14 protein-coding genes are annotated in these 26,924 nt (G+C 30.5%); all 14 read right to left on the bottom strand.

The features are described from left to right. Positions 1 to 65: 65 nt before the first annotated feature. The 14 genes from WHD08_RS16800 to WHD08_RS16735 all read right to left on the bottom strand — a co-directional run bounded on the left by WHD08_RS16800 (position 66) and on the right by WHD08_RS16735 (position 26,615). Entirely contained in the window at positions 66 to 1,577 is a 1,512-nt protein-coding gene (locus WHD08_RS16800) for a sulfatase family protein (protein ID WP_208889976.1), read from the bottom strand. Between the two features lie 55 nt (positions 1,578 to 1,632). Next, complete coding sequence (locus WHD08_RS16795; protein ID WP_208889977.1) at positions 1,633 to 4,293, bottom strand: hypothetical protein; 2,661 nt, start codon at positions 4,291 to 4,293, stop codon at positions 1,633 to 1,635. Positions 4,294 to 4,331: 38 nt separating this feature from the next. Next, the gene (locus WHD08_RS16790; RefSeq protein ID WP_208889978.1) at positions 4,332 to 5,873 is read right to left on the bottom strand and encodes a sulfatase; all 1,542 of its coding nucleotides are present in this window, start codon (positions 5,871 to 5,873) and stop codon (positions 4,332 to 4,334) included. Positions 5,874 to 5,892: 19 nt separating this feature from the next. Then, positions 5,893 to 7,317: a sulfatase gene (locus WHD08_RS16785; RefSeq protein WP_208889979.1), complete on the bottom strand. Its 1,425-nt coding sequence runs from the start codon at positions 7,315 to 7,317 to the stop codon at positions 5,893 to 5,895. Between the two features lie 87 nt (positions 7,318 to 7,404). Further along, positions 7,405 to 8,961 (bottom strand): sulfatase family protein, encoded by a 1,557-nt coding sequence (locus tag WHD08_RS16780; RefSeq protein WP_208889980.1) that lies wholly within the window; start codon positions 8,959 to 8,961, stop codon positions 7,405 to 7,407. Positions 8,962 to 8,965: 4 nt separating this feature from the next. Next, positions 8,966 to 9,784 (bottom strand): sialate O-acetylesterase, encoded by an 819-nt coding sequence (locus tag WHD08_RS16775; protein WP_208889981.1) that lies wholly within the window; start codon positions 9,782 to 9,784, stop codon positions 8,966 to 8,968. A 40-nt stretch (positions 9,785 to 9,824) separates the two neighbouring features. Next, positions 9,825 to 10,712: a sialate O-acetylesterase gene (locus WHD08_RS16770; RefSeq protein WP_208889982.1), complete on the bottom strand. Its 888-nt coding sequence runs from the start codon at positions 10,710 to 10,712 to the stop codon at positions 9,825 to 9,827. Between the two features lie 131 nt (positions 10,713 to 10,843). Further along, on the bottom strand, positions 10,844 to 13,126 hold the full coding sequence (locus WHD08_RS16765; protein WP_208889983.1) for a beta-galactosidase: 2,283 nt from the start codon (positions 13,124 to 13,126) through the stop codon (positions 10,844 to 10,846). A 6-nt stretch (positions 13,127 to 13,132) separates the two neighbouring features. Beyond that, positions 13,133 to 14,941 (bottom strand): alpha-1,3-galactosidase-related protein, encoded by a 1,809-nt coding sequence (locus tag WHD08_RS16760; RefSeq protein ID WP_244183289.1) that lies wholly within the window; start codon positions 14,939 to 14,941, stop codon positions 13,133 to 13,135. A 9-nt stretch (positions 14,942 to 14,950) separates the two neighbouring features. After that, positions 14,951 to 16,402: a sulfatase family protein gene (locus tag WHD08_RS16755; RefSeq protein ID WP_208889984.1), complete on the bottom strand. Its 1,452-nt coding sequence runs from the start codon at positions 16,400 to 16,402 to the stop codon at positions 14,951 to 14,953. A 287-nt stretch (positions 16,403 to 16,689) separates the two neighbouring features. Then, positions 16,690 to 19,521 carry a PQQ-binding-like beta-propeller repeat protein gene (locus WHD08_RS16750; RefSeq protein WP_208889985.1) on the bottom strand — a complete coding sequence of 944 codons (2,832 nt, stop codon included), beginning with the start codon at positions 19,519 to 19,521 and terminating at the stop codon, positions 16,690 to 16,692. Positions 19,522 to 19,781: 260 nt separating this feature from the next. Beyond that, positions 19,782 to 23,909: a hybrid sensor histidine kinase/response regulator transcription factor gene (locus WHD08_RS16745; RefSeq protein WP_340833006.1), complete on the bottom strand. Its 4,128-nt coding sequence runs from the start codon at positions 23,907 to 23,909 to the stop codon at positions 19,782 to 19,784. Positions 23,910 to 24,314: 405 nt separating this feature from the next. Continuing rightward, positions 24,315 to 24,743, bottom strand: coding sequence for a GNAT family N-acetyltransferase (locus tag WHD08_RS16740; RefSeq protein WP_165732634.1), 429 nt, complete (start codon positions 24,741 to 24,743; stop codon positions 24,315 to 24,317). A 282-nt stretch (positions 24,744 to 25,025) separates the two neighbouring features. Further along, a complete protein-coding gene (locus WHD08_RS16735) occupies positions 25,026 to 26,615 on the bottom strand; it encodes an FMN-binding glutamate synthase family protein (protein WP_208889988.1) in 1,590 nt (529 codons plus the stop codon). Positions 26,616 to 26,924 lie beyond the last annotated feature (309 nt).

Genomic DNA, 26,924 nt, shown 5'->3' with positions numbered 1-26,924 from the left:
AGGATTTGAATAAATACGCCTAAACATTTTATCCAAATCCAATCTAATTTTATCTTAAAACGGCATTACTCCGTAATATATTTCTGTCCTAATTTTAAACCAGGTTCATCATACATTTTCATTTGCTTAAACAATTCTGCTTGCATCATTTTTGCAATACCTGCATATGCTGCATCGTGGTAAAAATTAATCAACTCATCCGGATCTTTTTGTAAATCGAATAAATATGGTTTTTCTTTTTTATCAATTACCAATTTATATCTATCACTTACTGCAGAAACCCACCATCCGCCAGACTTGGCGAAATACGTAATCCTATCACTATTTACTACTTTTTTATTGTTTGTAAAATCGTCTGAAGTATCTAAACCTTGAAATTTAGCATCCGTTTTAACATTCATCAAACTTAAAATAGTGGGTGTAAAATCTACATTTGTATAAGCTGTATTGATTACTTTCCCTGAAGGAATTTTGTTTGGATAACGAATTAAAAAAGGAATTCTTGCAGAACCTTCATAAGGTACACCTTTGTTACGTCTGTTGTGTTCAAAAAACATATCTCCATGATCTGAAGTAAAAATAACAATGGTATTTTCTGTAAGGTGATTATCTTCTAAAAACTGTAGAATTCTACCTACAGAATCATCAATATGACTCACCATTCCGAAATACTGTTTCAACGCATTTTTTTCATTTTCAAAAGCCTTTTTACCAAAAGCTTCGTTATTGTCTGGTTTACCGCCACCAGCCCAAGAAGGCTTTATGGCAGTGTATTCTGGTGCCATTGTTTTTGGTGCTTCAATATTTAAATCTTCATACATGGTATTGTATGGAGGCTTTGCGTAATCTGGCGTATGCGGATCTGGAATAGAAAGCATTAACGCAAAAGGTTTATTTTTATCTCTTTCTAAAATTTCTAAGGTTTTATCCGTAAAATAATCAGTTGAATGAACAACTTCTTCTTTTGGAAGTTTCGCTGCATTATTCTCATTAATCCCTTTAAATTTATCTCCTTTTATATGAAAATAAGGTGCATGTCCACCTTTCATCATATATCGATTATCATCAAAACCAGCTTTGTATTTAATACCAAAAGCATATTTTTCATGCCCCGCTAAATGCCATTTACCAACATAAGAAGTTGCATAGCCTTGGTCTCTTAAAATGGTTGCAAAAGTGGGTACATCTTCACTAATATGCATTCCGTTTTTTGGAGCACCAGTAGCTCCTGGATGCAAACCTGTAACCAAAGAAGCTCTAGATGGCGTACAAACTGGAGAAGCTGCATAATAGCTTGTTGCAATAGCTCCTTCTTCTGCCAATTTATCTATATACGGAGTTTTAGAGTTGTTTCCTTTTCCCCAAACAAAAGCTTGTGCTTCTGGTAATAATTTTTGATACGCACTAATGGTTCTAAAATTATGCTCATCCGTATGAATGATAATTAAATTTGGCTTTTCATTTGTATTTAAAACAACCTCCTCTTTAGCTTGATTGGTAACTTTTTTCTGACTTGTGCAACTCATTATAGAGAAAACACAAACTACAGAAAACAGTAATTGGTTTTTAATTTTCATGTTATTTCGTTTGATTTTGTTATTAGTTAAATACTGTTGCTGCTTTTTTTAATAATTAATACGTTACATCAATAAATCTTAAAGAACCCGCCGGTACTTTTACATCCATTTGACTTTTAGAAACTATTAAATTTTCTTTACTTAAAATATCTTGTACAGATTTTGGTTTTCTATGTTGAAATACAATGGTTACATCCCTTTCTTGAGGTTCAATATATCCGGAATCCATTAAAATGATTCTTGTATGGTTTTCATCAATTTTAATAGCAGACCAAGCAGCACCTTTTACCAAAATAGGTAACCGTTTTGCACCCATTTCTACAATCTTTTTTAATTCTGAAGCATATTTTTTAGCGGATACAAATTCATTATTAGAAAACCCTTGCTTCGAATTACTGATACTAAAAGGAATGTTCTTTTCTGATAATTCTTTGGCACTTTCTATCGGCGCAATTGCGACCATTCCATTAGGAATTTCTGGCATATAGTTCAACCATCTGTATTTTACACCCAAAGCGATTTTAGAGAAATCATTATCTGGTATATTTGTTCCTGCCCAATGCATTTGTGCTAAAGAAAAAATAGCATTCTCATCGTCTTTTTTATATTGTTTTATATTATGATGATTATCTACCGTATGAATCAATTTTTCATCTACATCTTTTATTAAATGCCAAGAACCTATAGATAAAATATCTTCGTTTTCTACCACTGGTAAAACGCCAGATTTCATCATTGCAAATAGAATATCTAAACCCGGTTCTTCTACAAAACCAGAAGTAGAAACAATACCGTAACGCGCACCGTAAGCAGCCATCATAACTCCTTGTCTTAAATAAGGCGAAACTGAATTTTGACCTCCAGGAGTTAGAGGTCTCCAACTTGTAGGATTATCATCAATCAAACGCATGGCAAAATCATTAATATAACCGCCAGATTTCATTCCAATTCGTCCCGCCAAGTTTAAATCTTGAGTTCTATTGCTGGTATCTTCAGATGCAGGCACTAAAAAATCGCTGTATTTTCCTGATAAAAAAACATCTTTCCAAAGTGGTAAATGTGTAGTTGCAGCCCAAAACATATTTTTATATCTAAAATAGAGTTTTGCTCTGTTTTTTTTTCTGATTGCTTTCGCCAATCTTGGTAAATATTCTTTTACAAAATATTGCACTCTCGGGTCTTCTACATTATCCATTTCTGCATATACAAATCCATAGCAAGTGTTTGGAGCAACTTCTAAAATTTGTTCTAAAGTTTCTATTTGAATGTAAAAAGGATCATTACCATGACCTGCCCAAAAAGTAAAAGGTTGCCCTTCTGCTTCGTAATCTCTAGCCATTTGAATAATTTGTTCTCTAGAATCTTGGTACTTTCCTCGTTTGTCTTTTTTTAAAGCCGATTCACCAATTTTGTTTACTAAATACGTTCTATCTGTAGCTTCTTTAGGCGATTTCTGAATCACAAATTTCACGTTTCCTCCGTCTAACTTTTCCACTTTATCAGAAGCTCCATTTTTTGTAATCATCACAAAATCTTTGTTCGATTTCTTCTGATAACTAGGTGTTTTATACTCTAAGATTTGGTTGTATAGTTTTGTTAGATTTTGCTCCACAGCTAACATTCTACCTTGTTTTTTATGCGTAGTTTTGTACCAGTTATCTTTTGATAAGTTAAAAAAATCTACATTATTTCCACCATCTACAGTTCCGGCTCCTATTAATTGGTTTGATTTAGGTTCATAAACAAAATCACTATAAACACCCTTTCCATATCTTTCTCCACCTGTATTTAGTAACTTTCCTTTTGTGTCTAAAACAATTAAAACACCGCCGTGTTGAAACATAATTTCGTTTCTACTTGCCAAAAAACTTCCTTGAGAATGTGCATAACGTTGCACCTGCTTTTTATTACCTGCATATTCCGCTAAAACATTAAAGTCAGCATCTAAAGCAGAAAAGAAAGGTTTAAAACTATTATCGGCAAAAAATAAAATATCATCTTTTTTATCATTATTGATGTCGGCTATCGCAATATCTGTAACCATCGTTTTGGTTAACGCTTTTAATTCTTTCTTTTTAATACTAACTTCCTTTAAAACTTGTTTAGAATCAGCATCTAAAATCCCCATAAATTCCCAACGGAATTTATCATGAGAATAGGTCATTAAAAAAAGTGATTGTTTCCCAGAATCTGTAAAAACTCCCGTTTCAATTTTTCTAACAACTCCTGCTATTTTGGTTGATGAAACTTGTTTACCGTTTGTATCTATTTCATACAATTGATAATCATTTCCACCTGCAAAAATTTGAATTTTATCACCATTTTTTACCACAGCAATTTCTGACAAACGTACTTTATGATCTGGAGTAAATTGCCATAGTAAGCTACCATTACTATCAATACAATACACTATTCCGTTACCAGCAACAGCTAATAAATCATCATTGTCATCATTATTAATATCTTCTGCAATAATTTCAAAAATCACCGAAGGTTGGTCTATTTTATAGTTCCAAAGTTCTTTTCCTTCTAAAGAATAAGCAGCTAAACTTTCACTTAACTCTGATACAAATAAAATGGGTTTATGATTAATTTCTCCAACAACCGAATTTCTAATATTATTAGTTTTTGTTGAAAAATCCTTAGACTGAAAAGCAAACAATTGAGTTGATAACAAAAAACTTATTGCGAAACTAAAAAGTGAATTTATTTTCATTGATAAAGAATATTAATTAGACTTAAAAATAAAAGGACTTAAAACTCTAATATTGAATTTGGTGGTAAAGGAACTTTGTTGTCTTTTCTCCAAGAAACCAATTCTTTTAATAAGCTTTCTGTGGTTTCTACTTCTATATTGGATAAATTCTTAGATTCTTTAGGGTCCGCTTTTAAGTTGTATAATTCTAGTTTTCCATCAGCCAAAAACTGAATTAACTTATAATCTCCTTTTCTTATAACAGAACAAGTTCCGTGTTTAAAACGACTTGCTAAATGCCAAAACAATGGTCTTTCTGATAACTTTTTATCATCCGAAGAAAATAAATCTGTAATAGAATTCCCATCTAAAGTTCCTTTAAAATCAGTAATATTTGCTAAATTCATCAACGTAGGAAAAACATCTAAACCACTTACAGCAACTTCACTCCTTCTAGGCGTTACTTTATTGGGCCAGTTTACAAACATCGGCACTTTAATTCCGCCTTCGTAAATATGCCCTTTTGAGCCACGCATTAAATCATTAGCACTTGCCATACTATGATAACCATTGTCTGACGTGAAAATAATTACCGTATTTTCTCTTAAGTTATTAGCGTCTAAATAATCTGTAATTCTTTTGATATTATCATCTACAGATTCCACCATCGTTGCATAACTTGCAAAATATTCGTGCTTCTTTTTATTAGCATGTAATCCTTGACCGGTAACAGAATCTCCTTCTTTATCAAAGTATTTTTGATACAATTCTTTACTTCTATATTTTATAGGTCTGTGAACCGCATAATAATTTAAATTGATTAAAAAAGTTTCGTTTTTATGTTCAGCCATAAACTCAATAGCATCATCTGTTAAACGATCTGTTAGCCAATTATCCGTCGGTTTTTTCTCTATAAACGGATTGCTAAACGGTGCCCAATAACCACCTGCAGCACTTTTATATCCACCTTCTTCTAAAGCAGGATCTCCTCTAAAAGTTCCTCCAACATTTTTTACAAAACCTCTTCCTTCCGGATAATATTGTTGAATATCTGGCTTTTTATGAGCTGCTACCCAAGAATAATCACCTGGATTTGGCTGTTTTAATTTTTCTTTAAGCGGATATTCCATTGCCAATTCTTTCTTAGGATAAGGGCCAACAATATGCCATTTACCCAAGTGGATAGATTTGTAACCTACTTTAGCCAAAGGTTCTGCATAAATAGGATGCTCTTTACCCACAGTCCATCTAGAAAAAATATTTTCTTGATCGTCTCCTTTTTCTAAAACAGGTACTGTATAAACTCCGGTTCTAAAAGATTGTTTTCCCGTAAAAATTGCAGTTCTAGAAGGCGAACATGTAGGATACATATAGGCATTATCTAACACCAAACTTTCTTTTGCAAGCGCATCTATATTCGGAGTTTCAAAATAGGTTGAACCATTAAAACCAACATCTGCGTAGCCTAAATCATCCACCAAAACAAATATGATATTTGGTTTTTTAACATCCTTAGAAACTTCTTTTTTTACACTATTGCATGAAATAAAAAAAGGAATTATGATTATTGATGCATAAAGGTGTTTTAAGCGAAACGTCATATTATTCTTAATTAAATTTTTATTTCAAGATACTTTTCAATTCTTTTCTAAATACATTCAAAATCTCTTTATTAGAAGAGTTTTTAGCAATGTTTGTCCACTCGTTTGGGTCTATTCTATGATCATACAATTCCTCAAAACCATCTGAATATACGGTATATCTATAATCTTTATTTCTTAAAGAATGAATTCCTTTGTCTTTAGAAGTCAACACATATTCTTTAACTACGTTCGTAGGATTTTTTACTAAATCATAGATGCTTTTTCCTTCTAACTCTTTATTTATAGGAAGGTTTGCCATTTCCACTAACGTTGGATAGACATCTAATAAAGAAACTAAAGAAGTACTTACTTTTGGTTTCCCATCTCCTCTTGGGTCAAAAATTAACAAAGGTGTTTTTGCAGAACGTTCCCACAATACATTTTTAGACCAATGCTCTTTTTCACCTAAATGCCAACCATGATCTCCCATTAAAACGATAATGGTATTATCTGCGTATTTACTTTCTTTTAATCCGTTTAATAAATGTCCTACACAAGCATCAGCAAAAGAAATATTAGCCATATATGCTCTTACCGCTTCTTTCCATTTCCCATGTTCTACAACAGATTTATGAACGCCTCTTTTAGCCATATTTTGTCCCATTTTACCAACATCATCTAAATCATTTTTTAACGTTTCTGGTAACTTTATGTCTTCTAAGTTATACATGTCAAAAAATTCCTTCGGGGCAAACCAAGGCAAATGCGGTCTAAAAATTCCGCAAGCTAAAAAGAAAGGTTTATCGTGCTTTTCTTCTAAAAATTTAGCTGCATAATCCGCAGATTCAAAATCATTATTTTCTTCTAAAGTTACATCTACAGGAAACCAATCAAAAGAATGTAAAAAAGAACCTTTTACTCCGTATTTTTTCAAATTTAATCCGTGAGATTGTTTGTCTTTATCATCCGGAAAAGCACCTCCTAAACCACCTTTTCTTTCTTGTTGAAAAGATCCAGGGTCACTACCGGGTCTTGGTTTTTTCCCATTTCCTCTTGGACTATGAAATATTTTTCCAGCAGCAGCTGTTTTATATCCATTTTTCTCGAAATACTGAGGAATGGTTACTGTATTCTCAAATCCTTTTACATCTCTAAAATGCTCTGAATTACCATAAACACCTGTTGTAGAAGGTCTATAACCAGACATGATACTTGCTCTAGAAGGATTACACAAAGGAGCAGAACAATAGGCATTTTTAAAAATGGTGCTTTTATCTGCAAGTGCATCTATATTTGGTGTTTTTGTTTGCGGATTTCCTCCAAAAGCGCCCACCCAATCATTTAAATCATCAACCATAATGAATAAAACATTTGGTTTTGAAGCATCATTTTGAGCAAAACTTGAAAATGTAATTGAAACAAAAAAGAGCGTTATTACACCTTTGATAAATATAGATTTCATTTTTTTTTATTTTTAAACAAAGAAACTTTAAACTTATAGGTTGTTTGTATTCTAAGGTTTATAATATGTCTTTATGTGTAGTTTTTACTACTTTTTAAACTGATCGTATTCTGGGTTTATTTTGGCATTTTTAAAGCGAGGTCTGTCTTTCCACATATTGTACGTTGCTTCTAGTTGTTTAGCATCTTCAGGAAACTGACCTTTATCTCCTGTTTCTTTAATCCAGTTTTCTAAAACATTTCTGTGCTTTAATAAAACTTCTGAATACTCAGTATTCAATGCTAAATTATTCATTTGATTCGGATCTTTTTTCAAATCATACAATTCTTCTACAGGACGAACCCCAAACCAATGTTGCTCTTGATACGGTGTTAATTTACCTTCCTCATGCAATTTTCTAAAATCTGTTACAATCTTTTTATTATCTCTATAACCAGCTTGCATCATTGGTCTTTCAGGAAAATAATTTTTAATATATCTGTACTCTTCAGAAACTACGGTTCTAATTTTATCAATTGTATAATCACATCTATCTCTTGCTCCAATTACATATTCTTTTTCTTGATAATCATTCGAAAATAAATCTTGCCCCACCAAATAAGAAGGCATTTTAGCGTTACCTAGCGCTAATGTAGTTGCAGAAACATCTAGCAAAGAAACCAAATCATTTCTTACTGTTCCGGCTTTTAAAACAGGATTATCACCTTTAATAATTAAAGGCACCAACAATCCACCTTCATAACAAAATTGTTTATGTCTTAACGAAGTTGGACTACCATGGTCTGAGAAGAAAAAGATGATGGTATTTTCTAACTCGCCATCTGCTTCTAATTGCTTTATTACTTTTTCTAAAGTAACATCAGAACCTCTGTTTGCATTGTAATGTGTTGTCCAAGCTTCTCTTTGTGATGGAATATTTGGAAAATACGGAGGTAAAGGCACATCGTTTGCAGCCAATTCCTCTCCTTCTCTTACATATTTTGCATCCTTTTTACCTCCCATAATTTGAACTTGTCCAAACCAAGGTTGATTTTTATCTTTTCTAGCATTCCACACATACTCTTTTACAGTCATAAAGTCTATAGCATGATTTCCTTGCCAACCATTCATACCTGCTTTATAATCTTCTTTGGTTCCAACATCATACAAAGCTCTTCTATCGTAATCAAAATTATAATCGTCTTTACCACTATTAAACGTAAAATAACCAGCTTCTTTCATCAATTCCGGAATCGTTTTCATTCCTTCTGGCAAGTGTATTCTTAATTCTTCTGGTACAATTTCACCATCTGTAAACCTACTAGATCTATGATTATGCGTACCCGTTGTGGTTTGATACACACCTGTTATTAATGCAGATCTTGCTGCAGAACAAACCGGTGCGGTTGCATAGGCTCTTTTAAATAAAATGCCTTCTGATGCTAATTTATCGATTACCGGTGTGTGCCCTTTGTTTATAGAATCTCCATAAGCGCCCATAAATGGGGATAAATCTTCTGCTACAACCCATAAAATATTAGGCTTTTTTACTGTTTCTTTTGTTTGTTTTGTTGCTTTTTCTTTTTGATTACAAGCTACAAAAGCAGTAGCTAACATTAAAACACATAAAATTCTAACTGCGAAATAAGAATACTGTTTTTTCATTTTGTTATTTATTTAAAAGTTTTATTAATTCTTTGGCAAAGGCAATGCCTAATCTTTTTTGCCCTATGGTATTGTAATGTAAATTGTCTGAATGTTTCGGGAAATCTGACCAATTTTTATCTGTGGATGTTTCTATAATTCCTATATTCTTATCAGAATTAGCAACAGATAACATTGCATCTCTAACTTGTGTTGGGCCAATTTTATATTTTCTTGGCAACACATTTACTTGTCCTATTACAACTGGTAAATCTTTTATTTTTAATTCACTTCTATACCCATTTATCAAATTCTGAATATTGTTTTGATAAGAAGTTGCTGTAATGGCTTTATTGGTATCACTCTCTCCTTGCATCCAAAGTAAACCCAAGATTTTAAAGGTTTTATTTTCTGCTTTTAATTCTTCTAAATTGTAATGAATATTTTTAATATGTTGAGAATATAATTTTAAATTCTGTCTTTCTTCTCCTCGTTCTGCAACCATTGCTTTTTCTTTTGTCCATTCTGTGCTCCAAGCACCGTACAAAGAAGTTCCTCCAACAGCTTTTTTAATCAATAAATAATGTTGTTCTGGATTTGCTTCTGCTAAAGTTAACCCCACCATTAATTCTGGACCAAAACTCTTCTTAAAAGTGGATAACGGTTCTGGCTTCTTTTTTTCTATATCTGATGTTGAGATTAAAACTCTATCAGAAACATCTTGAATTCTTTTTATAAGAGCAGCATCTAATTCTTTAGAAACACCACGACCTGCCATATTAGATTGTCCTGCCAACAAAACAACATGAATTTCTTCTTGAGAAAAAGTTATCGAAGAAATCATAAGGCAAGTCAAAAAACTCAGTAATAACTTATTCATAAACCTATTTTAGAAAATCTATTAATTCTTGTGCCAATTGTACACCTAACCTTTTTTGTCCCTCCGCATTGTAGTGTACATTGTCTGTATGCTTAGGAAAATCTGACCAACTTGTGTCTGTACTTGTTTTAACTAAACGCACATTTTTTACTGCAGATCGCACTTTTTCCATCTGTTCTCTAACCATTTTTGCTCCGTTTTTAATTCCGTATCTAGAGTTAATCTGACCAAAAACAAACGGCATTTCTTCTACATTAAAAGTCGTTCTGTACTTTTTTATTAATTTTTCTAAATTATCTGCGTAACTATTTGCTGCTTTTTCTAAAGTAGCATCATTTTCTCCTTGCATCCAGGCAAACCCAATAATTTTATAAGACTTTCCTTTTTTCTTTAAAATAGCTAAGTTCTCATTGATTAAATTAATGTGTTGTTCAACTAAATTCCAGCTTTGTTTTTTCGCTCCTTTTTCTATTTCTTTCGCTTTATCTAAAGTCCAATCTGGGTTCCAAGCTCCATATAAAGCAGTTCCGCCTTTAGCGTGTTTTATCAACAAAAATTCTTTGTTAGGATATTTTTCTGCCAAGGTTAAACCAATCATTAATTCCGGACCAAAACGTTTTGTGAAATCGTATTTTTCACTTGGTTTATTTTTGTACCAAGACAATAGTATTTGGTCTGTATTAGACTGACTTATAAAAACCCTATCTGCAACCTTTTCAATTCTTTCTTTGATATAATCCTCTAAATTATCATAATTACCACCACCGGCCATATTAGACTGACCTGCTAATAAAACAACTTGAACCTCTTTCTTCTCTTGAGAAATTAAGGCTGTTTTACAAGAAAAAAACACGGTTATTAATACTACTAATAAGATTTTAGATAATTTCATAAAATTATTTTTCTTTACCTGCAAGGTTTCAAAACCTTCTAGGTATGTTCTATTTTTCAAGTTCTTTTTCTTCAACCTTTAATCTACAAAGTCAAAAAAGAAGACTTAGCAAGAATCAACTAAAAAGTAAATTATTTTTTAGGTGTTAACTCAACAAAATATACCTCATTTGGTTTTAAAATAGGTGTTGATGAAACTGAGATTCCTTTTATTAAATCTTTACAAATGATATTTTCATTACCTTTTAATGAAATTTTTAGTGAAGCGTCTCTTTTACCAACATTTACAATAGACAATACATTATTACCAGCATTGTTTTTTACAACTCTCCAAATACATCCTTTTCTATCTGCTGTATTTGTTTCTTCAATAGAAATATCAGAAAGCAGATTTTTTTCTTTTAAGAGTGATAAAACTTCGTTTCTAATTTTAGCAACCGAATTCAATCTAATAATAGTTCCTTTCCCTTTCGTTAAAGCAATTAATTCGTTTCCGTATTCGTTTTTCACTAAACTAATGTCATCAATAATTATAGTTCCTCCATTATTCAAATATGATTGTAAGGCGTTTAATTCTTCTTTGGTAACAAAAGGAGTATTATACACAGCAACAACATCCCAATTTTTATTATTCTGTTTTTTAATGATATTTTCAGTTACAAATCCTAACGGAATTCCTTCAAAATTTAAACCTTCATACAAACGATAAAGATCATCCATATGTACTTTTTTATTAATAGCAGACGTTTTAGAATAAAACAAACGGATTGGTTTTCTATCTCTTTGAATTGCCATTATTTCCTCTGAATTGGCATTCAAATCTATTAAAGTCATGGCAACTTCATTAGTTACTCTTGGTTGTTGATTGTTAGAACCCGCATACCCTTTATCTTTTTTTGCTTTGTTAGAAATGGAGCCATCTGCGTTTCTTGGCCAATACCAAATCTGGCTTGCAGTCATTCCGTAAGAATGCGCCAACCAAAAACTAGCTCTTGCGTAATTGGGGGCTAAATCTAATTTACGAGACCTAACAGTTGATAAATAATGTAACTCAGAATTAAAGTTAATTTTATTAGGACTTACAGATTTCATAAAATCATATCCCATACACAACTCTCTCCATTCAAAAGCATAATGTTTTTGCCATTCATGAGGTTTCCCCCAAGTATAGGTGTGATCGGCACCAGAATCGTTACCAATTATTCCGCTTAAATCTGTTAACGCTTCTAAATCTATTCCATGCACTCTTTGGTTTTTCGTCCAAAGATTTGGCATAATTTTTAAATGCACTTTTGCATCTGCATCGTGTTTTGTTATTTCTGTTTTTAAGAAGGCATACCAATCTGTAACTCTATCCATATTAAAAGCAGCCCAATCATACCAAATCGGAGATCCTTTTAAACTGATATCAATAGGAATATCAATTTGTACATTATTAAAATCTTTAAAATTGGTGTTCCAAACTGTATTTAAAGCAGCTATATTTTGATGTTTTTTTGATAACCAAACTTTAAACTTTTCAATTGTAAATTGAGAAACACCACCAGAAGCCCATGGTAATTTTTTCTTTTTAGCATCGGTATAAGTATAAAAATGAGGCTCGTTAACCAACATATACCCTAACTGACTAAACTTTTTACCTGCTATTTTTGGTACAAAAGCTTCTAATAATTTTGTTTGAATTTCTCTGGCCCCAGGATTGTCTATATCATACGCTGTATAGGTATCTTCTCTCATAGAAAAATTTGGACCGTATTTTTCTTCTGCCCATTTTGGAACACCTTTATGATTCATAAAAATAAAACCTAAAGAACCATCCGTTTTTTCGTTCAATAAGTCCATTCTTTTTTTATTTATCGTTCCATCTTCTTTTGAAACAAACGAAGGTGTTATAAAGAAACTATCTTGATTTCCATGAAACTCAGTAAGCTCTTTAGTTTTAGGTTTCCAAGTATAATCCGCTAAAAAAACAGGTCGATTATTAAACGTTAACTGGTCATTTTCTACAGTAACTTTTGTCCAATCTACTTTCGGACTGGCTTTTCTAAACGTCTTTTTGTCTAGTAAAGATTCAATTTCTGATATTGCTTTATCTAACATTAAATTCACTTCCTTTCTTTCAAAATTTGGTAAATCTTCTGCCATTTTAACCGCTTGATTTTTAAAAGAAGGAACTAGTTTATACAAAGACTCATTTATCTTTACATTTTTATCATCCCAATTGGCATATTTTAAAAATATTTCTGCAGTTCTAATGGTCGTTTTTTCTTTTAAAACATCAATGTTTTTTTTCTCTGCCTTTTTAACTAATTTTTCTAAAATTTTAATTTTAGAATTCGCTGCTGTTTCTAAAGATTGAGCTTGAACTATATTTGCCGATAAAAATAAAACCAAATAAAAAAGAACCTGTTTCATTACCTATTATTTTAAACCTTTATTACTCTTAAATTTCAACTCTTTTTTAGAAGCTTCATCTGCTTTTAAAATATTTTTATTGTCCCCTGAATAAGAGTTTTTAGAAATTTCTACATTCTTACAATGTGTCAAATCGAACATATAAGCATCCGGAAACTGAACTTTAAAAGTGTTCGTTTGTTTAATTCTATTTCCTTTAATTATTAGTCCATCTACCCTATCTGCCCAAATTATTCTATTGTCAAATGTTTCAATAAAATTGTTTTCGAAAGTGATATTTCTATCATACGTAATCGTATCATCAAACGATTTCCCTAATCTTGGAGATACTTTTAAGATTGCATGTTCAGAGCCTCCTGTTGCACAATCTACAAATCTATTATTTCTAATAATTACTTCTTCTACATTACCAGATTCGAACCAATAAAAAGTTTCCCCTCTTAACATTATAGAAGACATCATAGATGATAAATCGTTGTCTTCTATAATAATTTTCTTTGGAGTTTTAATAATGATGTTTCTTGCTCTGTGATCTCTAATTATATTTTTTCGCATGGTAAAAGTAGGATTCCATGTTTTGTTTTCTAATAGATCTCCAGTTTTTAAACCTGCGGGAATTTCATTTTTAAAAGTTACATCTGTATAATAATCGTTAATTACTTTTACAGCAGTTACCGTATTTATTTCCGCTCTTTGCGGATTTGGTTGTTTTATAAACCAAACCTCATCATTGATTCCTGCAAACTCAAATCCCATTTGTTGGTCATGCATTAAGGTGATTCTAACGGTTTTATCATTTAGAATTTCTTTTACTTCAACATAGGTTCCATGTACGTTTGTTCCATCATCATACATGCCTTCAAGTCGGCAACCTTCAATTAATATATCTCCTTTACAATTTGCAAAATGAGTTGCATCTGCAACAATAGACATTACTCTGTCTGAGCCTTCTCTAATATAAATTCCTGAATTTAAAATTTTAATATCTTCAGATCTTTCAAACAAAAAACCCATTCCTAAAGCATGATGAATAGTTACATTATTAAACTCGATGTTTTTAGAATTTCTAGTTAAAAAAGCAGGAGCATATCTATTGTTTAATTTATCTCCTTTAGATTGTAATACAGAACCTACTCTTGGATATTTTTTAAGGTTTTTATCATAAAAACGTAAAATCCCATTCGGTCTTTTTTCCACAAAATTAGATTCTAAGCTTGCATCCCAAGCACCATAATCTACTGCTTTTGTTTCTTTATTGTGTGGCAAAGAACTGCCTAAAGAAGTAAAATTAAAATGATTGATTCCAGGAAATTCAATCCTTCCTTTACTAAGTTTCCATGAAAACCCTTTTGTATATGGTTTTAGCTCATACCATTGTTCTTTTTCATTTACAGCAGTAACATCTCCTTGAAAAGAAAAAGGAATGTCCCAATCTATGGTGATGTTTTTTACATCAACTTTATGTAATCCATCAAATACAAATGGCAACGTTTGACCTCTAAAAATAAATTCAGAATCATTTCCTTCTATTTCAACGGAATTAAATTTTTCAAAATTAAAAATGATTTTTTTAAACCCATTTCCATGATTTGTAACATACAAGAATTTACCAACCGCATAATCTGTTTTAAAAAAGTAATTTCCTTTTTCAAACACCAATTTAATGTCTTTGGTTTTTGCCTTTTCAATTGCTTCTCTCACAACCAAAGTCATATCTCCTTCGGCATGCTTTATATTAATTATTTCATTAGCATTGCTATTGATCGTTGCAAAAAAAATAAATACTGCTACTATTTTATATAAACTGTTTATCATAATCGCTTTTTATAAATTAACCCCAGAACCTTGTAAAGATGCATCATGCCCCCACATAATCATCCAAGGATCTGAGGTCTCTTTTTGAAATTTTTTCATCTTACTTTTCATCAATTCTAAGACACCTCTAAATTTATCTTTATATGCAAGATTATCTAGCTCATTTTTATCTTTTGATAAATCATACAATTCAAATTCTGGTCTAAATAGAAAATCTTGTACTTTTTTAGGTCCAAAATATTCTATTTTGTGCCTATAAATACTTTGCCAAGTAGAAGACGCCCATAAATCGGATGCAAAAGGATACTCTAACCTATAAGCAATATTCCAAATTAACTTGTAATTTTTACTTCTAACCACTCTCATTGGGTAATACATAGTAATTTCATGAAACGTGTGTGAAGCATAAATTTCATCCCAACCTTCAGGGTTTGTTTTATTTAAAATTGAGTTGAAAGATTTTCCGTGAAATTGCTCTTTTTTAAAGTCTATTTTTGCCATATCTAAAATGGTTGGTGTTAAATCTACCCAAGAAATCATCGCTTTATTTGTTGTTCCTTTTGTACCCTTTGTTGGATCTTTTATAATACAAGGCAATTTAATTCCTGGTTCATTAACGGTGGTTTTAGCACCTGGAAAAGCCATTCCGTTATCAGAAATATAAATAACAATAGTGTTATCTGCCTTACCCGTTTCTTGTAACATTTTCATCAACTTACCAAAACCTTGGTCTATTCTAGAAATACTCTGGTAATATTGTGCAATTTCTTCTCTAGTCTGTTTTGTATCTGGTAAAAAAGAAGGTACTAAAACATCTTCTGGATTATAAATTACAGTTTCTACATCTTTATAACCTTCTTTTTTATTTCCAAAACTATTCGGTGTGTCCCATTGTTCTGGTTCAAAAGGGTGTCCTCTATGAGGATCATCAGTACAGAAGTATAAGAAAAATGGTTTGTCAGATTTTAAAACATCGGCACAAGCATCTGCCATTTCAACGGTATTTCTAGGGTCTGCTTCTAAAACCTGATTAAAGTGATACACTTTTTCTGGAGCTACATGGTATTTACCAATTCTTGCTGTTTCGTAACCAGATTTCTCCATAATAACAGGTAAAGACGTTTCTGTATCATACGTACTAAAATGATGATAATCATGCACATGACCATAAGAACCAGTTGCGTGACCAAATTTACCAGAAAGAATTACAGATCTACTTGCCGCACAACTTGCACTGGTACAATAAGCATTCGTAAACTTTACTCCTTCAGAAGCTAATTGATCTAAATTTGGAGTTTTAATAACCGGATTTCCATACGCACCAATTGCATCGGTACCGTGATCATCTGCAACAAATAAAATAATATTTGGTTGATTACTTTTTGATACCTGCGCAACTTCCTTCTGTTTTTCTGCACACGCAGTAAACCCCAATACAACTATTGCAAATAGTATTTTCATATAATTAGTTCTTTTTAAATACATAATTGATTATCATTTTTTTTAGTTAGAGAACTTTTAGTATTAGCCATTTTTACGAAATAAATTCTAAGTTTTATAAGGACATATCTATTTTTGGTGATTACTTTTTACTCTTTAATATCTATTAAAAAAGAAAAAGCAACCAAAATATTTCATCTAAAACCTCATTGTAAATTTTACACTTTGTAACTACTGTAAAGTTCTAAAACAATCGTACAGCGCTTGTTTTTGAGAATACATTTCTTGTATCTACCAATAATTTATTCTTAAAACGCCTTCTCTAACTCTATATCTATAAATCTAAAAGCACCTAAAGGAATATTTATTTTTACCGAAGAATTTTCTACTTTAAATGCTTCTTCACTTAAAATATCTGTGATTTTTTTAATCTTAATATTATTAAAACTTACAATTGCAGTACTCTCTTCTGGGTTGATGTACCCATTATCTAAAATGGTTAATCTTAAATGTTTTGGAGACGTTTGTGCAACTACCCAAGCAACATCACCAGAAACAGTAACAGGTAGCTTTTTAGCACTTTCTTTAATCTCTTTTTCTATTATTTTATAGTATTCATTTGCTTTATAAGTTTCTTTACCATCAGCAGAATAATAATTATGTCCGTCTGTAATATATTCCTTTAAAATATTTTTATAAAAAGGATGTAAATTTTCTGAAAGTGATTTTCTTACTACATTTTTCTGAGCAAAAACTCCTTTTTGAGGTGGCGTAATTAATACCAATCCGTTTTCATAAGGCGCTAAAAAGTTTAATCTTCTTTCTTTAACTCCAGCAGCATATCTAGAAAAGTCCCATTCTGTAACTGCTGCTCCTGGCCAGGAACCACTTAATCTACTTATAGCATACGGATTATTATTTTCGAACTCTTCATCATAAAAAATACTCCATTTTACATTAGATCCTTCATCTATATAATGATGATCTGGTTCTTTCATGCTTACATGAACTGGCGAAAAACTTAAAATTTCATTTCGTTTTGGCACATATAAAGCTCCTTTTGCAATCAGCTCCCAATAAACACTTAAATAGTCTTGATCTACCGCAAAATTATTAATGTATTGCGCTCCATAAGAAGTATGAAAAATTAGCATTCTTAAAAAATGATTAGGCAATCTCTGGTATCCTAATTGTCTAGATCTATCAAAAGCAGTATTGTCTGGCACAGATCTGGTTCCCCAAGAATTGACTGCACCACTTGCCCACATACCTGTTCTACCTGCCAAACTAAGCTCCATAGATTTATCTGTGGTTTCTTCCATAGAAGGCACAAAAACATCTGCAAATTCACCAGACATTAAACGAGACCAAGGTTTGTTATAATTACTACCTAACCAAGAAACATGTTTAGACCTTAAAAAGATATTGGTATTTTTTCCTTGTACATATTTTGCCAAAGGATACACTAAATCATCGACCAAAAAGTTTAAATTATCTGAATGATCTTCCATTTCTGGATAAATTAAAACTGTTTTCTTTCCGTTAGCCATATCTACAACTTTCTTTGTAGTGTTTATATGAAACATATACGGATCGTTACCATGACCTGCCCAATAAGCAATACCTGGTTCTCCTTTAAACTGATTGGTAATTTGCGTTAAAGCCTCATCACTTGTTAATGTATATTTCTTTCTTCTATCTCTAGAATTTTTATATTTTTCATTGGTGACTTGAGAACGATCCCAATTTTCTACTTCTCTCATATGTAATGAGTTTAAGAAAATTGGAGACTCATAATTTTTAGAAATTTTATTTTTTAACCCTATTAAATTATCAGGTACTTTTTCTGTCATAAAATAAACAGGTTGCGATTTTTCTTGATAATCTGGTTTCTGAAACTGATCTAAATTATTTCTGATACTTTTTGTATTTGCTAAAATGGAAGCAATTTTACCTAGAGGATGTAAGTTTTTAAATTCCTTTTTCCAATTTTTATTTTCTGTATTGATAATATGAATCTGACTTCCTCCACTTTGGCTACTTGCCAAAATAATATTATTTGTTGTTGGGTCTTTCCATAAATCATTATACGCATAGGTACTTACCAATCTTTCTACAGAAGTTTTATAATTCCCTTTTTCATATAAATGAATTTGACTTCCGGCTCTTGATAATAAAATATCTTTTCCGTTTTGTTTAATCACTTCAGAATGTGCAATATCATAACCAAAACTAATTTTATCTAATTTATGAAAAGTAAATGTATCTTCTTTAATACTGTACAATGTTACCAACAAATCATTTACATGAGCAGATGCACCCAATAAAATTTCTTTTTCTCCATCATTATCATAATCAACAATTTTTAAATCTCCTATGGGTCTAATTCTTAATTTTCCTTTTACAGATTTATCTTGTTGAATTGGTTTCTTTTTAAAAGGAAGATTTTCTAAAGGATTAAAAAAATACAAAGTACCTACATTCTGCATGTGATTGTTGGTACCCAAAACTACTAAAGTTTCGGTCTGGTCTTTGTTCTCTACAACTCTTATAAAATTAGTCATGCTCACATTATTCGGAGCTCTTTTTTGACCAACTTTTTTATATGATTTTTCAATTGAAAAAGTGGACGTTTCAATTTCTTTTACTTCCTTCCCTTTTGTATCTAAGTAATAGATTTTCTTATCAAACCCACCAGCTACAACATACATTTTATTGTCTTTTTTAATTGCAGTAACTGCAAACATAGGTGCATCATTCTTTTTAAAACTCCACAATAATTTTCCTTCAGCATTTAAACAATAAATATTACCATCTGCATTTGCTGCTAAAATTTCATCTTTACCATCATTATCTAAATCTCGTATCCAAACATCATGATTCATAAAACCAGACAAAGCATTTTTCCATAGAATTTTTCCATCAAAAGAAACACCTAACAAAGTCCCTTCATAACTGTTTGCAACGATATAAGAACTTCCTTTATTAATAGCCGTTCTCACTTTTAATATGGTTAGTCCCGTTTCTATACTAACGATTGCTTTATCATCCTTCATCGTATTTGGCTTATTAGATGAACAGTTAAAACTCACTAATAACGTAACTGCAATTAGTAAAGACTTTTTAAGAATTTTATTCATATATGATTCGTTTTTAAACTTATATAAAATAAGCTATTTAAAAGTTTCTATTTGTACTTGTGAATATATTAAAAGTATGCATGCGTAAATCTAAATAATAAAAAACGCCACATAAGAATATGTAGCGTTTTCATTTATAATATTATTTGAAATTTAGAATCCAGATCCAGGAGCTTCTGGAGCTGCACTAGAAGCTTGCGCCTTTTGTGGATTAAGTTTTCTTAACAGCAACACTTTTAATTAAAAGAATAAATTAATTATTATGAAAGTTTATTCTCATTCTCTGCTCCATATTTACTTGGAGAAACGTTGTATTTTTCTTTAAAAATTTTTGTGAAATGTGTTCTACTTTTAAAACCTGTCATTAAAAAAACTTCGTTTACAGATAATTTTTGATGTACTAGAAATTGTGCTGCCTTTTTTAAACGATACATTTTTATCAACTCAAAAGGAGTTTGATTGGTCAATACTTTTACTTTTTGATAAAAATGTGTTCTATTCAAATACAATTCTTTAGCCAAGGTATTAATGTCAAAATCTTGATTATCTAGATTCTCTTCCATTATACTATACAACTTCTCTAAAAAAGCATTATCGTTTCTATTGTTCTTATTATTTTCTTTGGTTAACGGAATACCAACCTGATATCTTTCTCTTAATTGCTTTCTATTACTAAGTAACGCCTCTGTATTTGTAATTAAACGCTGTACATTAAAAGGTTTTTTTATGTAGGCATCTGCTCCATCTCTTAGGCCTCTAACATGATCTTCTATGTTTGTTAATGCAGTAAGTAAAATTACAGGGATATGACTTGTTTTTAAATCAGATTTAATTGCAATACATAAATCTAAGCCATTTAGCTGTGGCATTTGCACATCACTAATTACTATATCTGGCCAATTATTTTCTAAAGCCTCTAAACATTCTTGTCCGTCTCTAAAAGCCCTAACTGTAAAATACTTAGACAAAATACCCGTAACGTAGGTTCTCATTTCTAAATTATCTTCAGCATAAAAAACCAAAGCATCAGAAAATTCGCCACTAACAGTTACCGTTGTTAAATCTTCTTCTACAATTTGTTTATCAATTACAATTTCTTTTTCTTTTGGTAGCTCTACCGTTTTTTTATCTAAAACTTCATCTTCTTCTACCTGTTGTTTTACTATTGGTAATTGAAAACTTATAGTAGTTCCTTCATTTACGGTACTCGTTGCATTTATGTAACCATAATGCATCTCTACCAATTTTTTTGAAAAAGCCAAACCAATACCAGAACCAGCAATATGCTCTTTTTGAGTAGATTCTGATTGATAAAATCTTTCAAAAACATGTTCTAAATCTACCTCATCTATTCCCATTCCTGTATCTATAACAGACACATTTAAGTCTTTCTCATCACAACTAAATTCAATTTTAATAGTGTCTCCTGCCTTGGTATATTTAAAAGCATTATTAATTAAATTATTGCAAATCTTTTCAATTTTACTCTTATCACCAGAGACTATAATATTTTTGTTTTTAGCAACAAGCTGAAATTCTTTCTGATCTTTACTTGCCAAAAACATAAAATCGTTTGCTAATTCTTGTAAAAAATCATTAAAGTTAAAACGCGTATAATGCATTTTTAACAAATTAGCTTCTGCCCTTCTAAAATCGTGAACTTGATCTACTAATTGTTTTATTTTTTTAGTTTGACGTTTCACCAAACTTAATTTTTCCGACACATCTAAATTATTCTTATACCGATCTAATAAAACATCTACAGGCCCTGAAATAAGTGTTATTGGCGTTTTAATTTCATGAGAAATATTAGAGAAAAACCGCAATTTCGATTCATTTAATTCTTTTACAGTATCTTTTTCTAATTTCTCTATGGCTACATTATGATTTAAAGATTGAATTTTAGTGATCGTAGAAATAATTAAATAAAGTATTAGTAAAATTAACAATGCGTAAATAAAATAAGCAGTGTTGGTTTTCCAAAAAGGAGGAACAATTACAATTTTTAGCTTTTTAGGTACTGTCCATTCATTTAATGAATTCGAAGCCATAAAACTTAATTCATAATCACCTGGTTGTAAACCACTATAATTAACAACATTATTATTTGATGCTGTTACTACCCAATCTTTATTAATTGGATGTAACTTATACCTTAATGAATGGTTTTTAGGATTAGAAAAATGTAGACTTGCAATATCAAAAGAAAATACGTTTTCATCATGTTGTAGTTCTATCTCTTTTAATTCTGACAAACTACTTTTTAAGATTACCCTATCTTTAATAGTATCTCCAGGAGAAATTGCACGATTAAATATTTTTAAATTCTCTAATTGAACTTTAGGCAATTCTTCTTTATTAATAATCTTATCCGGATTAAAATAACAAAATCCATCTACGCCAGAAAAAAGAAGTGTACCATTCTTCAATTTTTCGGAAGAGAATAAAAAGTCTTCAAAAGGCAAACCATCTACCAAATTAAACTTTCTAAAAACCTTACTTTTTAAATCAAATTTATTTAAACCAATATTGGTAGAAACCCATAAACTATTTTCATTATCAGCCAATATACTCTTTACAACATTATTTGAAAGTCCATCTTTTTCGGTAAAAGAAGTAAAGGCTAATCCATTATCTTTTGTTTCTACTTTACAAATTCCACCACTCTCTGTTCCAACCCATAAATCGCCATTTGGCAACCTTAAAATTGATGTTACAAAATTACTTGATATTGAGGTTTTATCATTTTTATCATTTACAAATTGATGAATACTTAACTCTTCTAATGGTGTATCTTTAAGATTATCAACTCTAAACAATCCGTCTGAATCTACTCCGATCCAGATAAAATTCTTTTGTGGATCTGCATAAATATATCTTGCTAATGCAATTTTTTTAGAATCAAAATAAGGGTTCTCATTTAAAGATTCTATATTTTTAATTGTATTTGAATTATCTATAGTTATTTTAAAAACACCTTGACTAGCACCAATCCAAATATTCCCATATCTATCTTCGGTAAAAGACCTAAAAGCTTGTAATGGACTATTTATAAAATAATTAGATGTTATTTTCTCTAGATTTTTACTTCCTGGTTTTATCCTAAAAAAACCAACTCCCGTAATTTTTAACCAAGTATTTTTTTTTGAATCTACAAAAACAGATGAAACACTTAATAAATAATTTTCAGGTATGTTAAAAGGTAAGGGTTCAAATAGTTCTGTTTCTGTATTAAACAAAGAAATGCCCCCAAAAACGCCCGTAATATAAACTCTTTGACTATCTAAATTAGAAAAATGAGTAATCGAATTAGAAGCAATACCATACTTATAATCCATTTTTCTATTATACTTCTTAAAGGGAGTTTCTTTAATATCAAACTGATATAAACCTTTATTAAAAGTACCAACCCAAATATTATTAGCCGCAGAAATTATGCTACTAATTCTTAGTCTATCTAAACCATCATTAAAATATTGTATTTTAAAAGGTTTTACACTATTACAGGTTAGGTTCTTTTTAATGTCATTAATTTTAAGAATCCCCTTATTTAAGGTACCAACCCATAAATCTCCATTATCATCTATAGATAAGTTATTTAACTGCTTTTCTGATAATATTTGTTCTTTAAAAGTAAATTCGTTTTTTGCTGCATTGTAGCAAACCACTCCTAAACCATACTCTAAATTAATTAAAAATAGAGATTCATTTACCCTAGTAATTCCGGTAGCATAATTGATATTTTTATCTAATATCTTTTTAAAACTATTTTTTAAAGTGTCAAAAAAATACACCCCATTTGATGTAATAAATACTAAATTTTCATCCTTTAACTCTAAAACATCATAAAATTTTAAATTGTTAGGTTCGTTTACTTTTGGATCAAATCGATTTATTAACTTATAATCTTCATCGAATAGAAAAACTCCATTACCTTCTGTTAAACAGTAAATCTTGTTGTTTTTCTTATTGATAAAAACCTTTCTTATTATGGGACCACTATTGTCTTTACCAATAAGTTTATTGGAATATAATTTGATAAATTTTTCTTGAGAAGACTTATATATCGTAACACCCTGATCGGTACCAATCCATATATTTTTTTTGTGATCTTCTGTAATAGATCTAACTCTGTTACTTGTAAGAATATCTTTATCTATGGTGTTTTTAAAGGTGACCAGCTTGTAACCATCATATTTATTAATCCCCTCATAAGTTCCAACCCATAAAAAACCATTGCTATCTTTTAATACAGATGTTACTCCATTATGTGCTAAACCATCAGAAATGGTGATTTTTTTCGCATATTCAATGCTATTTTCTTGAGAAAAAAAGCTGACTACACAAAAAAATGTAAGTAAAAAAGCGAAGCAATATTTCTTTAACATTGGCGTATGGAAGTTTAATAAGGCAATAAAAATACTAAAGTTTTTCTGTTTTAAGATAATAATGAATTTATAATAAGTTAGAAATAATATACTTCTTTTATTAAGTCTCTTTTCTATATTAAGATCTTCAAGATAAATCACAAAACCTAAAATATTTCTTTAAAATTACTTTTCTTCAGAGGATTTAAATGAAATATAAAATAAAGGAAAACTTAAATGTAGAGTTGGCTTCATTTTTATTTCAGGAATAAGTTAAACTTTTCTATGATAATTTTAAAATAATTCACATTGAGGTTCTTCTATATAAAAAAAGTCTATATCACATTCAAGGAACCATCTCAAACAATAGAAAACTAAAATGATGTAACTTTAGATCATTACTTATTGAGTCTTTAATTAAAAAAGCTACTCAATTGTTAGTCGATAAACATTTGTTTCTCTTTTAATAAAACCTAGTTTTTGATATAATTCATTGCCAGCAATTCTATCTGGACTCGATGTTAAATTGATACTCTTAATACCTTTATTTGCTGTATATTCTATAGCAAATTGAGTCAACTTCTTTCCAACTCCTTTACCTCTTGCTGTATTATCAACAACTACATCTTCAATCCAAACTTTATTACCAGTAGGTATCTTATTAAAAACAAGTGTTAGTGTCCCTAAAATATTATTATTTTCTTCGGCTATAAAAAGCATCGTATTATTAGAGCTAACAATATCTTCCAAATCTTTTTGGCTAGGCAAAATACAGCTAGTGCTAAGTTGTGGAATTAACTTTATAAATGCTTTTAAAATATGGTCATTTACCGTTTCTAGCTTATAAATTTTCATCAGAATAAAATTTGATTTTAATTTCTTATTTTCAACTCCTAATTTAGAAAAAAAAATCGTCAACGGCTGCTTTTAAGCTATCCTTTTAGATTTTTAGAAAAAACACTATTTTTAGTCCTCTTTTCTCAGGTTCTTCAAGTAAATAAAAGCGACAAATAAGGTAAAATCTAAAAACAAAGAGTTTATATAATTTCGTATGTAAGAATTTTTATCACATTGTAAACAAAAAAAGGTGATACTTTCTAATTAGAAAATATCACCTTTATGCTACGAGTTATATATCTAACTCATAACTCTTGTAAGATGAAAGAATTTTTTATATTCTAAAGGAATCGTACTTATATCAAGCAAACACCCTTCTTTTAAATAAGGATAAATTTCTTCGTAAGTTTTTACATTATATAAACCTACTCTTTTACTAATATGATCTCTTGTTAGTTCACTAGGTTCATTTAAACCTGCAGCTGCAACCAGTTCTAAAAAACTATGAATAGTAGCGTCGTGATATCTTTTTGCTCTTGGTGCTTTATCCTCTACAACCAATCCTTTAACTAAAGATTTATTTTGAGTTGCCACACCAACAGGACAAGTATTAGAATTACACTGTAACGCTTGGATACAACCAATTGCAAGCATCATTGCACGTGCACTATTACAGCCATCTGCTCCTAAAGAAATGGCTCTAGCCATGTGAAAACCTGATATAATTTTACCTGCCACAATTACTTTAATATCTTTTCTTAATCCAAAACCAACTAGCGTATCGTGTACAAAAATTAAACCTTCACGCAATGGCATTCCCATTGAATTAGAGAATTCTACAGGTGCTGCACCAGTTCCTCCTTCTCCACCATCAACAGTAATAAAATCTGGTTGTATTCCTGTAAAAATCATCGCTTCACAAAAATCCATAAACTCTTGTTTTCTTCCTAAACATAATTTAAAACCAATCGGTTTTCCATCAGAAAGTTCTCTTAACCTTTTAATAAAATACATAAATTCAATTGGGTTAGAGAAAGCAGAATGAGAAGGTGGAGAATGCACCGCAATACCTGGTTTTACGTGTCTAATTTTTGCAATTTCTTCAGTATTTTTAGAAGCTGGTAAAATTCCACCATGACCAGGTTTAGCACCTTGTGATAGTTTAATTTCTATCATTTTAACCGATGGTTTAATGGCATTTTCTTTAAAAGTTGTTTCATTAAAAGTTCCGTCTTCATTTCTACAACCAAAATATCCAGTACCAACTTGCCAAATTAAATCCCCTCCATGTTCTAAATGGTATTCACTAATAGCTCCTTCACCAGTATTATGTGCAAAATTCCCCATTTTTGCTCCTTTATTCAATGCTAAAACAGCATTTTTACTTAAAGATCCAAAACTCATTGCAGATATATTAAGTAAACTAGAAGAATAGGGTTGTTTACAGTCTTTACCACCAATTAATAACCTTGGAAATTCTTCAATTTCTTTTGGATTATTTTTCGCATACATAGAATGCTCTAACCATTCATAACCAGAATGGTACAAATCCATCTGAGTTCCAAAAGGTTCTGTATCATTTTCTCCCTTTGCTCTTCTATAAACTAAAGATCTTAAAATTCGGTTTAATGGTCTCCCCTCAGTATCTGTTTCTACAAAATACTGCATAATTTCTGGCCTTACAGATTCTAAAATATATCTAAACCTACCTAATAATGGAAAATTACGTCTAATAGTATGCTTTGTTTGAAAAACATCAAAAAGCCCTAAAATAATTAACGGTCCAATCAATAAGAAAGACCAAACAATTGGAAACCAAAATTGAGCGATAACAATAACAGCTGCTGTTATAAGAATAGAAATGATTATAAAATATTCACGAACTTTCATAAGATAAATTGATTTTGTTGAAAAAGTTTACTTTGAGAAATAATTTTAATTGAATCTAATTTAACCTCAAGATTAATTTGTAAATCTATGAATTAAATTCCTCTAAAAAAAACAGTATAAACACAGTATAAACCAAGTTTTTATTAACAAAAAAATTAGAAGGAAGTAACATCTAATACATAAACAAGTATTTGTTTCTATTGATACCACTAATAAAAGTAACCTTTCTTAGAATGACAAAATTTAAAAGTTCAGAAATTTAGATGCCATTTATTCCAATTCAAAAAACAAACTTTAACAACACTTTAC

This window comes from Polaribacter sejongensis, assembly GCF_038024065.1.
GTDB classification, from domain to species: domain Bacteria; phylum Bacteroidota; class Bacteroidia; order Flavobacteriales; family Flavobacteriaceae; genus Polaribacter; species Polaribacter sejongensis.
The sequence above is the reverse complement of the archived record's forward strand: the minus strand, read 5'-3'. Positions and strand labels throughout refer to the sequence as shown.

Bases quoted from the DNA above. Each gene is read 5' to 3' on its own strand.
- WHD08_RS16800 (WP_208889976.1), bottom strand. From the start codon at position 1,577: ATGAAAATTAAAAACCAATTACTGTTTTCTGTAGTTTGTGTTTTCTCT.
- WHD08_RS16795 (WP_208889977.1), bottom strand. From the start codon at position 4,293: ATGAAAATAAATTCACTTTTTAGTTTCGCAATAAGTTTTTTGTTATCA.
- WHD08_RS16790 (WP_208889978.1), bottom strand. From the start codon at position 5,873: ATGACGTTTCGCTTAAAACACCTTTATGCATCAATAATCATAATTCCT.
- WHD08_RS16785 (WP_208889979.1), bottom strand. From the start codon at position 7,317: ATGAAATCTATATTTATCAAAGGTGTAATAACGCTCTTTTTTGTTTCA.
- WHD08_RS16780 (WP_208889980.1), bottom strand. From the start codon at position 8,961: ATGAAAAAACAGTATTCTTATTTCGCAGTTAGAATTTTATGTGTTTTA.
- WHD08_RS16775 (WP_208889981.1), bottom strand. From the start codon at position 9,784: ATGATTTCTTCGATAACTTTTTCTCAAGAAGAAATTCATGTTGTTTTG.
- WHD08_RS16770 (WP_208889982.1), bottom strand. From the start codon at position 10,712: ATGAAATTATCTAAAATCTTATTAGTAGTATTAATAACCGTGTTTTTT.
- WHD08_RS16765 (WP_208889983.1), bottom strand. From the start codon at position 13,126: ATGAAACAGGTTCTTTTTTATTTGGTTTTATTTTTATCGGCAAATATA.
- WHD08_RS16760 (WP_244183289.1), bottom strand. From the start codon at position 14,941: ATGATAAACAGTTTATATAAAATAGTAGCAGTATTTATTTTTTTTGCA.
- WHD08_RS16755 (WP_208889984.1), bottom strand. From the start codon at position 16,402: ATGAAAATACTATTTGCAATAGTTGTATTGGGGTTTACTGCGTGTGCA.
- WHD08_RS16750 (WP_208889985.1), bottom strand. From the start codon at position 19,521: ATGAATAAAATTCTTAAAAAGTCTTTACTAATTGCAGTTACGTTATTA.
- WHD08_RS16745 (WP_340833006.1), bottom strand. From the start codon at position 23,909: ATGTTAAAGAAATATTGCTTCGCTTTTTTACTTACATTTTTTTGTGTA.
- WHD08_RS16740 (WP_165732634.1), bottom strand. From the start codon at position 24,743: ATGAAAATTTATAAGCTAGAAACGGTAAATGACCATATTTTAAAAGCA.
- WHD08_RS16735 (WP_208889988.1), bottom strand. From the start codon at position 26,615: ATGAAAGTTCGTGAATATTTTATAATCATTTCTATTCTTATAACAGCA.